Source organism: Fontibacillus forbon, assembly GCF_046559655.1.
Taxonomy (GTDB): domain Bacteria; phylum Bacillota; class Bacilli; order Paenibacillales; family Paenibacillaceae; genus Fontibacillus.
The window spans coordinates 92,249-105,163 of record NZ_JBKGFV010000005.1; the positions used below are offsets into that span (position 1 = coordinate 92,249).

Annotated in this window: 14 protein-coding genes; 13 read left to right on the plus strand and 1 reads right to left on the minus strand. The window is 50.4% G+C overall.

Annotation, left to right across the window (positions count from 1 at the left end; genetic code table 11):
- Positions 1-102 precede the first annotated feature (102 nt).
- The 10 genes from purD to ACLB09_RS19370 all read left to right on the plus strand — a co-directional run bounded on the left by purD (position 103) and on the right by ACLB09_RS19370 (position 9,820).
- Complete coding sequence (purD, locus tag ACLB09_RS19325) at positions 103-1,371, plus strand: phosphoribosylamine--glycine ligase (protein ID WP_410771490.1); 1,269 nt, start codon at positions 103-105, stop codon at positions 1,369-1,371.
- A 120-nt stretch (positions 1,372-1,491) separates the two neighbouring features.
- Entirely contained in the window at positions 1,492-2,397 is a 906-nt protein-coding gene (locus tag ACLB09_RS19330) for a helix-turn-helix domain-containing protein (protein ID WP_410771491.1), read from the plus strand.
- 121 nt (positions 2,398-2,518) lie between these two features.
- Positions 2,519-2,740 (plus strand): hypothetical protein, encoded by a 222-nt coding sequence (locus ACLB09_RS19335; protein WP_410771492.1) that lies wholly within the window; start codon positions 2,519-2,521, stop codon positions 2,738-2,740.
- Between the two features lie 169 nt (positions 2,741-2,909).
- Positions 2,910-4,172, plus strand: coding sequence for a threonine ammonia-lyase IlvA (gene ilvA / locus ACLB09_RS19340; RefSeq protein WP_410771493.1), 1,263 nt, complete (start codon positions 2,910-2,912; stop codon positions 4,170-4,172).
- 625 nt (positions 4,173-4,797) lie between these two features.
- Entirely contained in the window at positions 4,798-5,766 is a 969-nt protein-coding gene (locus ACLB09_RS19345) for an ABC transporter ATP-binding protein (protein WP_410771494.1), read from the plus strand.
- On the plus strand, positions 5,759-6,523 hold the full coding sequence (locus tag ACLB09_RS19350) for an ABC transporter permease (RefSeq protein ID WP_410771495.1): 765 nt from the start codon (positions 5,759-5,761) through the stop codon (positions 6,521-6,523). Before ACLB09_RS19345 ends, ACLB09_RS19350 begins: the two co-directional genes overlap by 8 nt.
- 39 nt (positions 6,524-6,562) lie before the next feature.
- Complete coding sequence (locus tag ACLB09_RS19355) at positions 6,563-6,937, plus strand: GntR family transcriptional regulator (RefSeq protein ID WP_410771496.1); 375 nt, start codon at positions 6,563-6,565, stop codon at positions 6,935-6,937.
- A gap of 29 nt (positions 6,938-6,966) precedes the next feature.
- Entirely contained in the window at positions 6,967-7,665 is a 699-nt protein-coding gene (locus ACLB09_RS19360) for an ABC transporter ATP-binding protein (RefSeq protein WP_410771497.1), read from the plus strand.
- Complete coding sequence (locus ACLB09_RS19365; RefSeq protein WP_410771498.1) at positions 7,662-8,414, plus strand: hypothetical protein; 753 nt, start codon at positions 7,662-7,664, stop codon at positions 8,412-8,414. The genes ACLB09_RS19360 and ACLB09_RS19365 overlap by 4 nt, the downstream gene beginning before the upstream one ends.
- A gap of 32 nt (positions 8,415-8,446) precedes the next feature.
- A complete protein-coding gene (locus ACLB09_RS19370; RefSeq protein WP_410771499.1) occupies positions 8,447-9,820 on the plus strand; it encodes an erythromycin esterase family protein in 1,374 nt (457 codons plus the stop codon).
- Between the two features lie 68 nt (positions 9,821-9,888).
- Here the strand turns inward: ACLB09_RS19370 and ACLB09_RS19375 are convergent, their stop codons facing one another.
- Positions 9,889-10,590, minus strand: coding sequence for a DUF1129 family protein (locus ACLB09_RS19375; RefSeq protein ID WP_410771500.1), 702 nt, complete (start codon positions 10,588-10,590; stop codon positions 9,889-9,891).
- Between the two features lie 262 nt (positions 10,591-10,852).
- On the opposite strand from ACLB09_RS19375, the gene ACLB09_RS19380 reads away from it, so the two are divergent.
- The 3 genes from ACLB09_RS19380 to ACLB09_RS19390 all read left to right on the plus strand — a co-directional run bounded on the left by ACLB09_RS19380 (position 10,853) and on the right by ACLB09_RS19390 (position 12,915).
- Complete coding sequence (locus tag ACLB09_RS19380; protein ID WP_410771501.1) at positions 10,853-11,074, plus strand: hypothetical protein; 222 nt, start codon at positions 10,853-10,855, stop codon at positions 11,072-11,074.
- A gap of 115 nt (positions 11,075-11,189) precedes the next feature.
- Positions 11,190-12,017 (plus strand): alpha/beta hydrolase, encoded by an 828-nt coding sequence (locus tag ACLB09_RS19385; protein ID WP_410771502.1) that lies wholly within the window; start codon positions 11,190-11,192, stop codon positions 12,015-12,017.
- A gap of 106 nt (positions 12,018-12,123) precedes the next feature.
- Positions 12,124-12,915 (plus strand): DODA-type extradiol aromatic ring-opening family dioxygenase, encoded by a 792-nt coding sequence (locus ACLB09_RS19390; RefSeq protein WP_410771503.1) that lies wholly within the window; start codon positions 12,124-12,126, stop codon positions 12,913-12,915.

The window sequence follows — 12,915 nt, forward strand, 5'->3', positions numbered from 1 at the left end:
TAATGTTGGAACTCTTCGATTCGGAAACGGATCGGGTCGTTAATGCATTAACATATGAATCGAATCTACGGGATTAGCCCGGAGACACGTAGGAGGAGCTGTATGGATATTTTAGTAATCGGCGGTGGCGGGCGCGAACATGCAATTTGCTGGGCCTTGGCCAAGAGTCCGAATGCCGGCATCATTTATTGCGCGCCGGGAAATGCCGGAATCGGGCAAATCGCGGAGTTGGTTCCGATTCAGGTCCATGAATTCGAACGGCTGACTGACTTTGCGAAGGAGAAGCAGGTTGGGCTTGTTGTTGTCGGACCGGATGATCCGCTTGTTGACGGAATTGTCGACGCCTTTGAAGCGAAGGATATTCCGGTGTTCGGCCCACGAAAAAATGCGGCGCTGATCGAGGGCAGCAAAACCTTCATGAAGGATCTGTTAAAAAAATATCAAATCCCGACGGCGTCCTACGAAAAGTTTGACGATTACGAAGTTGCGCTGGATTACTTGCAGGCCCAACCTGTACCGATCGTCATCAAGGCGGACGGGTTGGCCGCGGGGAAAGGCGTAACGGTTGCTTTTACCCGGGAAGAAGCGGAACTGGCTTTGAAGCAAATCATGGTCGATAAAGTATTCGGTGAGTCGGGCAGCCAGGTTGTGATCGAGGAATTCCTGTCGGGTCAGGAAATGTCGATCCTGTCGTTCGTGGACGGAGAGACGGTGCGTCCGATGGCGGCCGCCCAAGATCATAAGCAGGTATACGACGGCGATAGGGGACCGAATACGGGGGGAATGGGCACTTATTCTCCGCTGCCGCATATCGCGGACAGCATTATAGAAGAAGCGCTGGAAACTATCATCAAGCCGACGGCGAAAGCGATGGTTCAGGAAGGACGGCATTTCCGGGGTGTCCTTTTTGCCGGGCTGATGATCGGGCCGGACGGAAAGCCGAAGACGATTGAGTTCAACGCCCGCTTTGGCGATCCAGAGACCCAGGTGGTTCTGCCGCGGCTGAAGAGCGATTTGCTGGAGATTTTTTTGGCGGCGGTTAACGGTACGCTGGCTGATGTGGAGATCGAGTGGAGCGAAGAAGCTGCGGTTTGCGTTGTGTTGGCCTCCGGCGGATACCCTGCATCCTATCCGAAGGGCCTGCCGATTTCGGGGCTCGACGACGCGGAGAAGAATGGTCTCGTATTCCATGCGGGTACGGCCAAGAATGAATCCGGCGAGTGGGTCACAAGCGGCGGACGCGTACTTGGCGTCGTCGGACTGGGCCGCGATATCGCCGAAGCCAGGAATCATGCGTATGCGTCGGCGGACCGCATTGCTTTCGAAGGCAAGCATAACCGTACTGACATTGCTGCCAAAGCATTGGTATAATGAATAAACGAACTGTTAATCAAGGCCGTCCATAATCGGGCGGCCTTGGTTATTGCAATTCAGATCAAAAGCGCTAAAAAGGATCGTGGTACATTGTAAATGAAAGGAGAAATGCCGGAAATGTACGAATGGAACGAGATGGTCCAGAAGATGATCGACTGGGTGGATGAACATTTGGATGAGACGCCCTCGCTGTTAAAAATGTCGCAACAACTCGGTTACTCGCCGCATTACTGCACCAAGCAATTTCATTCGCTGACCGGGATGACGCTACGTGATTATGTCCGGATGCGCAGAATAAGCCGTGCCGCCCTGGAGCTCCGCGATACGGATAAGCGCATGTTGGATATTGCCGTAGAGTGTGGTTTCTCGTCCCAGGAGGCGATGACCCGGGCGTTTGTCAAAGCATTCGACATAACTCCGGGCGCCTATCGCAAATCCAAACGTCCCATTCGGCTGGCAATCCGGCAGGAAGTATTTTCTCCTTATCATTATGCGTTGAGGGAGCAATGGAACATGAACTTTAAATCCGTTATCCAGCCTATCGAAGTGAAAGCGGAATGCATTCCGGCACATCAATTTATCGGGCTACGCGATATTGAGGTATCGAACTACGGCTCGTTCTGGTCAAACGGGCATGATTGCGATCAAATATGCGGTACTTTGGAGAGCATGTCATCCCGAACCTTACCCGGACAATTGGGACAAACGGCCGGCTGGTTTTATGAGAACGGGAAGAAAGGGTATCTCTATGGCATTCCCGTTCCCGTCTTCGATAAGGGTACCATTCCGGACGGAATGGAGAGCAGACTAATTCCGGAATCCGAGTATTTGGTGTTTTACCATCCCCCTTTTGACTATTTAAAGGACAATGGAGCCGTGATGGGTGCGGTCGAAGCGTTGGCATGGAATTTTAAGCCCGAAACGCTGGGTTATGTTTGGAATGAAGAGAATATGCAAGATTATCAGCGTCATTTTCCCGAAGGATACGGGTATGCGGTACTTCGTCCGGTAACAAGAATCTAAGGCGGCAGACGGGATGAACTTCCCGCATGATAAGCCTCGCCGACAAGGAGTTTGTAAGCGTCTTCCCCTATGGATAAACGATTTGGCCGGGGAGATACTATCCTTGAGGAGGCGATCTATAGTGAGCAAGGAGAAAAAGGACATGCTTCCGGTTTCACGCGAAATTGTGGAAGTGGAAGGGTTGTATACCGACGAACTCGGACGCGAAAATTATCTGCAAAAGGGAGAAGAGTTTCCCGCCGATCTTGTGCTGGGCGAAACGGAATGGAAGTTGACCGAGATCGCCCATGTCAACAAGGTTGAGGTGCAACCCAAGCCGAGTCTCGTTCCTAAAAAGCGCTAAAGATATTTATGCAAGCGCCCTTTGGCCGAAGCTGATCCGCAGCCGGGCCAGGGGGCGTTTGTCTGATTTTTTGCGATGAAATCGTTATTATGAAGATACCTCTTGAACCCCGGCCGATTCAGGTGTAACTTTAGAAGAATGAGAGAAATGGTAAAGCGAGGAGATAGAGATGAATCATACGGAAAGGCATACAGTCGGAATGGAAGATATCGTGCGTGCGCACCATGTGCTGAAGGAAGTGGTGAGACGCACTCCGCTGCAGTTGGATCCAACCCTGTCGGCAAAATACGATTGCAAAGTCTATTTAAAACGGGAGGATTTGCAGGTTGTCCGCTCTTTTAAAATTCGCGGCGCATATAATATGATTCGTAGCTTAAGCCAGGAGGAGCTTGCCAAAGGCATCGTGTGTGCGAGCGCGGGAAACCACGCTCAAGGAGTAGCCTTTTCATGTAACGCGCTGGGCATTCAGGGCAAAATTTTCATGCCGAGCACAACGCCGAACCAGAAGATCAAGCAGGTGAAGCGGTTCGGAGGCAACTCGGTGGATGTTATCCTTACCGGAGACACGTACGACGATGCTTTTGAAGAAGCGATGAAAGCTTGCAATGAAGGGGGAATGACGTTCATTCACCCGTTCGACGACCCCAAGATCGTGGCCGGAAACGGGACGATCGCGATGGAAATCATGGAGAGTTTGGATGCCCCGGCGGACTACGTTTTCGTTACGATTGGCGGCGGCGGATTGATTTCGGGCGTAGGCACCTACTTGAAGACGGTTAGCCCGGAAACCAAGTTGATCGGCGTGGAGCCGTCGGGAGCGGCCTCGATGACGGAAGCGATCAAGCGTAAAAAAGTCGTTACGCTGGACACGATCGATAAGTTTGTTGACGGAGCGGCTGTAAAGCGCGTGGGTGATCTGAATTTTGAAATATGCGCGGGAATGCTTAACGATATCGTTAAAGTACCCGAAGGCAAAGCGTGCACAACGATCCTGGAACTGTACAATGACAGCGCCATCGTTGTCGAGCCGGCGGGGGCTTTGCCGGTGTCGGCACTGGACATGTACAGGGAGCAGATCAAGGGGAAAACGGTCGTCTGCATCATCAGCGGCGGCAATAACGACATCGACCGGATGCAGGAAATGAAGGAACGCTCGCTCATTTACGAAGGGCTAAAGCATTACTTCCTGATCAACTTCCCGCAACGGGCGGGCGCGCTGCGGGAATTCCTTGAGCATGTACTAGGTCCGAACGATGACATCACGCGGTTTGAATATACCAAGAAGCACAACAAAGAGAACGGCCCTGCCATGGTCGGCATCGAACTAAGCGACAAAGAAGACTATCAGGCGCTGGTCGGCCGGATGGCATCCAAAGGAATCGCCTACACGGAATTGAACCGCGATCTGAATTTATTTAATTTGCTGATTTGATCTGAACGGGAACTGTTCCGGCCAGTTCCGAACGGACTGAACTGAGCAGTTTTGATCCGGCATGACGGGCCCGACCTTAACTTACGTGACCTTAACTTACGTGATCTGAACTTGCGTGATCTGAACTTGCGTGATCTGGACTTACGTGACCGGTGCTTACATGACTTGATCTTCATGACGTGACCTGACCCCACCTGATCCGAATCCGCCTTGGCTGGCTTAATTCTAACGGACACTAGGGACGCTATTTGCAGCTAAAACGCTCATTTAAAATTCTAACGGACACCAGAGCCCTTAACCGGGAGAAATATCTCTGTTTTGCCCTCTTTTAGAGTAAATAAGGTCCGCTGTGTCCGTTAGAATGATCAAGTTACTGATTTTGGCGAATTAAGGTCCCTGGTGTCCGTTAAAGAAATTTTCCACGGCGGAGAGTAAGGTTCTGAGGGGAATAGGCGTTACTCAACAGCGGGAGTTGACCGCGCATCCCTGCATTTCAAAGCATATGAAGAAACTGAGGCCAACGAGCCTCAGTTTTTTTATTGTAAAAACCGGCTTTACAAGTTTGAAATACTAGTGTACTATTCAACTATAACACTAGTACGAATGAAGCTAAGGAGTGAATATGATGAACGAACGTTCTTTACATGAAAACACGGACAATGCACCCGTGCTTTCTGTTAAAGGAGTAACCAAGCGGATTAAAAACCGGAACATTGTTGACCGGCTTTCTTTTGAAATGCATAAAGGAGAAATCGTCGGGTTGCTCGGACCGAACGGGGCGGGGAAAACGACGACGATCCGGATGATCGTGGGTCTGATCGGAATGACGGAGGGAGACGTGCTGGTTAAAGGGAAGAGCATCCGGAATGATTTTGCCGGAGCGATTGCCCATGTAGGCGGGATCATCGAGAACCCGGAATTTTACCCCTATATGACCGGTTACGATAACCTGAAGCAGTATCAGCGTATGACGGAAGGAATTACGGAGGAACGAATCCGTGCGGTAGTGAAGCTGGTCGGGCTTGAAAACGCGATGAAGAAAAAAGTGAAGGCCTATTCGCTCGGGATGCGCCAGCGGCTGGGGATTGCGCAAGCGTTGTTGCATGATCCGTCGATCCTCATTCTGGATGAGCCGACGAACGGGCTGGATCCGGCGGGGATTCGCGAAATGCGCGATTACCTGAAGCGGATTGCGAATGAAGAAGGCATTTCGGTGCTCGTGTCCAGCCATTTGCTGGCGGAAATGGAACTGATGTGCAGCCGGGTCGTGGTGATCCAGGAAGGCAAGCTGGTCACGGTTCGAAGTCTTGGAACTTCGGGCGAAGACGGGACGCCGGCTGAACGGGTTAATGTCGCTTTCCGGGTGGATGACACGGAACGGGCGAAGGCACGGCTGGAACGGATGGAGGAAATTTCGATGCTGAAGGTGTCGGAAGAAAAGAACGAAGTGATCGTTTCAGTCCGGGATGCTTATATTCCGAGGGTGGTAGGTGCGCTTGGCGCCGAAGGAATCGCCTTGTACCGGATCGAGGAAATCAAGGAATCGCTCGAAGATGAGTTCTTGAAATGGACGGGAGGGAACCGCATTGCTTAGTTTCGGAAAATTGGTGACGAATGAATGGCTGAAAATGTTCAAGAAACGCAGTTTCTTTATCCCATACGCGGCAATAGCCGTTGTTATTGCATTGGTAGCATTTATGATGAAACAATTCGGTTCGGCCGAAGCGATGCCTACAGGCCTGGAATTGACCTCCTCTATGTTCACGAAAAACGGCATGGGGCAGTTGCTTACGTTCCTGGCGATCATCGGGACGGCCGGTTCCGTGCCCAAAGAGCATAGCCTGGGGACGATTAAGCTCCTTCTGATCCGGGCGCAGAGCCGAAGCAAGATTTTGGCCGCCAAATACGTGTCCGTGCTGGTGTACATTTTGTCCTTATCCCTGTTTGCGGCCGTATTCTCGCTTCTCGCGGGAGGATTGTTGTTCGGTCTCCAGACCGGGGAAATCGGATGGAATGACGTTCTTCTATCCATGTTGGTTCAACTGACGTATAGTCTGATTTATGTTACGGTCACGTTTATGATTGGCGTCTTGACCCGTTCAACCGGGGCTACGATCGGCGTCGGGATGATTCTGGTTTTGATCGAGAGCCTGGTCGTCGGTTTATTATCAAGATACGACATTATTAAGTACGTACTCTTCACGAACGTGGACTTGTCGGTATATATGGAAGGCGGCACTCCGCCGATTCAGGGCATGACGCTGGCGTTTTCGCTGATCGTGCTTGCGGTATATATGGTCTTGTTTCTTGGAGCAAGCTTTGTTACGTTTAAAAAACGGGATGTCGCTTAATAAATGGCCTGAATACGGGCGGAAAGGAAGGGCCCGATTGTGACTGTGGAATTTGACAATAATCTGCCGATATATATGCAAATTATGGATTACATCAAACGGGAGATTGTAACCGGAAGACTAAAAGCGGGAGATAAGATTCCCTCCGTACGGGAGATGGCTGCCGAACTACAGATCAATCCGAACACCGTGCAGCGCACGTTTCAGGAGTTGGAACGCGAAGCGGTCGTAGAGACGAAACGCGGTCTCGGAAGATATGTGACAAGTGAGGAAAATAAAATTATGACGATAAAAAAAGAGATGGCCGGCGATCTGCTGGAGCGGTTCATTAAAGGGATGCAGGAGCTTGGTTTTTCGAGCGAGGATATCGCGGCGATCGTCGCCGAAGCCGTCAAATCGGAGGAACGGCGGTAATCAGACTTCAAAGGAGACGTGAAACAAAGGTGGATAAACTACTGGAATTTAAGGGCGTGTCGAAGTCGTACCGTTCCAAATTGGCGCTGAACAATATATCTTTCGGCATTGAACCCGGGAAAATTATCGGGCTGCTGGGCACGAACGGCAGCGGTAAAAGCACCCTGATGAAAATAGCCGCAGGATTGATGCCGGCATCGGCGGGAACGACCACCATTATGGGCGTACCGGTCGGACTGTCTACAAAATCGGTGGTATCTTTTATGCCGGATCATCCGTTGACGGAGTCGTGGATGAAGGTCCGGGATGCGGTGGGGTTTTACCGCGATTTTTACTCCGACTTCGATGAGGAAAAAGCAAGGAAAATGCTCGAGTTCATGAATTTGAATGAACGCGACCGGGTAAGTTCGCTATCGAAAGGCATGAATGAACGGCTGCAATTGACGCTAACGCTATCGCGCCAGGCCAAGCTTTATTTGTTGGATGAACCGATCGGCGGGGTCGATCCCGTGGCTCGGACCAAAATTCTGGATGCCATCGTGGAATTCTATAGCGAAGACAGCAGCCTGCTGATCTCGACTCATCTCGTCCGGGATATTGAACGGATTTTTGACGAAGTGATTTTTATCCGTGACGGTGAGGTCGTGCTACAGGAAGAAGTAGAGGATTTGCGGCTTAAACACGGAAAAAGCGTGGATGACATGTTCAAAGAGGTGTTTGCGGAATGATGAAACTCCTGAAATACGATTGGAAACGGAATGCGAATACCTTTTCGGGCATAGCGGTGGTTCTTGTAATCGTTCAAACCCTGCTGTCCGTCATCGGAAACGTCAAGGGCTGGGACGAGAGGCTGATTATCGTCTTCTCGGTGATGTTGTATATATCGGCAGGCATTATCCTGCTGGTTCTCGTTTGCAAAACCTTTGAAGCGAATATCAAAGCATACAGCCGCAGATTGCTGCCGGTTCACCCGGCCTGGACCTTACTTTCTTCGCTACTGCTCGGCTTAATTACGGCAGCCGTGTTTGCGGTCGTAATGCTCGTTCACGCCCTGTTATACATCTGTTTTTCGGGTATGTCGCTCCATCTGTTTATGGACCTGGCAAGCTGGTGGGAATGGGTTCTGCTTGGGTTGGCTACGGCATGGAATTGCATTTTTATATTATTAATCCTGTTCACGTCCATCATTATCGGTGCAAGCATCAGCATCCGGGGAAAAGCCGGTACATGGATTGGAATTTTCTCGTTTTTCGTAATTACCACCTTGATGACCTGGTTTGAGGGTCTGCTGTTTGGAGATAGCGACTCCTCTATTCTAGGCTATAAAGTATTTCAAGCGGGTACGAATGATCAGGTTGTTCGGATAACGAGCGGCAGTCCTATTTTGGATTGGGCACCCTTCTTGCTGGAAGTCATTTATGCGGGGATGATGTTCTACGCCGTTACTTATTTGTTGAGCAAGAAAGTGAAAATATAGATATAGAATTTTGATTGGGAGATGTGAGTTGGATGAAGACGGGTTTAAATAAACTGCTCGGGGCAATGTTAGCTATCATTGTCGCCTGTTCCATGCTGCCTGCCCCCGCCAAATCTTCGGCAACGGCTGAACGTGGTCAGAAGGAATGGTTGCGGCAAAACGCTCATGAACTGAAGTCGCTGGAGTCCGAGGATTTTAGCGACCTCGCCTTTCTAAAACCGCTGTTGAAGGACAAAACGGTGGTGAGCCTCGGGGAGAATTTTCACAACGTGGCTGAATACAGCAGCATAAAGACAAGATTGATCAAATTTTTGCACGAAGAGATGGATTTCGACGTCATCGCTTTCGAATCGGGGATGGGGGATGCGTTTGCCGTATTCGAAACCAGGGACTCCCTATCCCCGGAGGCGATGATGGGGGCTTCGATATTTCCGATCTGGCATTCTCGGGAAACCTTGGAGTTGTTCGATTATATCAAGGAACAGGGGAATGGGGACGACCCGCTGTACCTGGCGGGATATGACAACCAGTTTACGAGCGCCTATTTGACCCAGTTTATTGGCGAGGGAATCGCAAAGCTGAACTTCGACAAAGGGAAAGCCTTTTTTCAAATGGAACTGCAGGCGGTCACGGATTGGTACGATGTCCTCAATAAATACCCGGGCGCCCCTTTCAGCAAGGATCCGGCTTATATAAAGGAAATGGAGGCCGTGATCGACAAGTATGTGCCTCAATATAAGGAAGTCATCAAGTATGTTGAGCAGAACCGTAAGGAACTTAAGGCATTTTATCCTAAGCAGCCTCATATGGACGAGATTTTCCTGAAATCCTTAAGCGACCATGTCGCATTTTTGGAAAGTGGGCTGGAGGATGTAAAGGACGCTTACTCCTCCCGGGACCGGCTAATGACCGAAAATCTGGAATGGGTGATGCAGAGTTTGTATCCCGGAAAAAAAGTGATTCTGTGGGCTCATAATGACCATTTGGCCAAGAACACTTCGAAAATGCTGGTTAAGGAAGACGGGAAGTGGATTAACAGTTTTACGAGCATGGGGGAATTAATGCACCGAAAGCTAAAGGATAAAATGTACGTGATCGGGCTTTATATGAATCGAGGCTCATCGGCGACCATTACTTCGAATCAGCCCTTTACCATCCAACCCGCGATAAAAGGAAGCCTTGAGCACCTGGTGATGCAGAGCGGTTATGCGAACTCATTTATTGATTTGAGTACTCAACAAGCGATGAACCAGCAGAATTCATGGATGTTCAGGCAAATCTACGCTTCCGAGGACGGAATGACCACAGAGCAGGTTCTGCCGAATGTGATGCGATTCACCCCGAAGGAGCAATACGACGGAATTATCGTCATCGACAAGGTTAAAGCGCCAACACCTATCAAATAAATGTGCAGCAAATAAATAGAAAGGGCCCGGCAACCATCCCATGGCTGCCGGGCTCTTTGACTACTGCGTTATGACTTGGTCCGCCGCCCGAAAATGAATTTTTGCCCAAGGATCCCGATGATAAAGATGATCAAGCTGTCCCAGGGCGACACGGTAAAGGATGGCATGATCCGGCCCAGAAGCAGTCCTACGGCGACCAACCCGACGGCGACGGCGAGGTACATGGCGAAAGCCTTCGGATCGAATTTACGAGAGACGGGCTGCTGGGCTTGTTCCTCTTCGTGTTTTCGGGATGCGGGACCGAGAAATCGGGTGACCAGCTCCATCAACACGATGGAAAGCCCGGCTATCAGTAGTAATGAAGCGCTGCTGATCAGGGTGTATTCCAATTCCCCGCCGAACCACTTGCTGAAAAAACCGGTAATCATGTAGATAAAGAACACCCAGGTCAAGGCGACCCAGGGGATCATCGTATAATACTTGATTTTATCTTTAGTACTGCGCGGTTTACGCATGTTGACATCATCCACGAGTTGTTCGCAATAGGCGGCTGCGTCTGGCCCAAAGAGGTCTGCGGCGGAAATGCCCTTATCCTGATTTTTAATGATTTGCTTGGCCAATCCCAGCAGTACTTCTTCTCCTTTTGCTTCCGTCAAGGAACTCGAACCGGATCGGATGTACATGACCATTTCCCCGAAATAGGACTCATTGGCCGGGTTCATTTGTTGTCTCAAAATTTTCGTTTCATGAATCATCTCATGAATGTACAATGATTTCCTCTCCTCCCAAGCTGTGCAAATCTTGATTGAATCTCCCATTTTGCAATTAATTTTCCGATTTTCTCCAGTAGTATACTGCAAATTTTGTCACTTTCGCAAGGGTCCTCGGAAGTGACCGCACATGGTTGGCTATATATGACTGAAGAATCAGGCTCCAGGAACTTTGCGGAAGTATGTACATTTTTTGAACAGGGAATAAAATATCTTCGTCTCCGTCGAAACTACAGCAAAAGTAGAAGGAGGTAATATAGGCATGGACAACGACAAATATGAATCGGAACTGACTCGCCGCTATTTATTGAACAGCCATTCGCGGGGGAGCCTGGAGGAAGTCGTGAGCGAAGAAGAAATGATGGATTCCGGTTCGGGAGAAGAGATGTCTGCGGATCCGGGCCGCCCGGGGGACTACCTCTTTATGAATCAATGGGAGGGGAATGAACTGACCCGGAGCTATTTTAACCAATCGTATGAGTGAATAGGAAGAGGATTGACACGCTGTTGGGGCGATGCTAATATAAGTTTAAATATTATTCATATTAAACTTATCGGATTAATATAAAATTAGCATCGCAAGAACAGGGGGAATCGAAATGGAGCGGCAAATCATCATTCATCATGGCGAAGAACAGATTGCGGCCAGCGTACATTATGCGGCTGCGATTAAGTCTACGGGACGGTGCAAGGATCGTGTTCCGCTCGTTGTCATTTGCCACGGATTTGTCGGGAGCCGGATCGGGGTAGACCGATTGTTCGTAAAGACTGCACGGGATCTTGCGGAACAAGGTCATCTCGTCGTCAGATTCGATTATATCGGTTGCGGAGAGAGCAGTGGCGAATACGGGCGGGAAGGGATCGATTCCATGATCGCACAGACCCGTGCCGTGCTGGATTACGCGCTCGGTATCGGCGACATTGATCCGACCCGGGTGACGCTGATCGGTCACAGCCTTGGCGGTATGGTCGCGCTGCTCACAGCCGCCCGGGACCGGCGGGTTAAGAACCTCGTTCTCTGGTCCGCCGTCGGATACCCGTTTAACGATATCGTAAAAATTACCGGACGCAAAGTGTACGACCAGTCGATCAAGGAAGGATCGGCCGATTATTTGGGCTATGAACTTACCCCCGTATTTTTCGAATCGCTCGGCACCTATCAACCGCTTCAGGAAGCGGTCAAATTTACGGGCGATGTATTGGTCATTCATGGCACTTCCGACGATTCGATTCCGGCCGATTATGCGTTCCTATATCAGAAGGTGTTCTGGATGCGGCCTGAAGGTCGCTGCGACAAAGAGATTATCTTTCAGGCTGACCATACGTATTCCTCCGCTGATACCCGGGAACAACTGCTCCGGAAGACGCGCGAGTGGCTTGGCGGAATTGAAGCGCAGCAAAGCGACTGGCAGCATTGGATGATTTAAGAATGAAAATGGCCCCGCCAAAATGCTTTTTTCATGAAAGTGGTAAATGACTTCCTTTCAGGATAAAATGGAAGTATACCATTTGCATTGACGGGAGGCCGAACATATGGCTCAGCCTGCATTGTTTATCGCCCATGGGTCCCCGACCCTGGCGACAAAGGACAACAATTACACCACATTTCTTCGGGAATTGGGACAGGAGAAGCTGAAGCGGCCGCGGGCGGTGATTCTTTTCTCGGCGCATTGGGATTCACCGGTTCAGCGGGTCACCGAAGAGAGTTTGCATCGGACGGTTCACGATTTTTACGGATTTCCGGATGAAATGTACGCGATCAACTATCCTGCCCCCGGAGACCCGGAGCTAAGCCGGGAGATCGGCTCCCTGTTCAAGTCTAACAATTTGCCTTATCAATCCGTCTCGGGAAGAGGTCTGGATCACGGGGCCTGGGTGATCTTGCGCGCCATGTTCCCGGATGCCGACATCCCCGTAGTGGAGCTCTCGGTGGATTCGAAGCGTTCCCCCGCAGAGCAATACGCAATCGGTAAAATGCTCGCTAAACTGCGCGATGAAGAGGTGCTTATCATCGGCAGCGGCGGGCTTGTTCACAATTTGCGGCTGCTCGGGACAGAAGGGGCTTCGCCGTCATCCTGGGCCGTCCTTTTTGACGACTGGATCGGGGAACGACTGAACCACTGGGATCTTCGCGCCTTGTTTGACTACGACAAAAAAGCTCCCCACGTCAAGGAAGCTGTTCCATCCTATGCTAATGAACATTTTATCCCGTTACTATATGCCATGGGTGCCGCGGACAATGAGCGGAAAGCCCGCAAACTTTACCAAGACTACGAGTATGGAAGCCTGAGCTTAAACTGCTGGATGTTTGGCGGCCAGGACTAA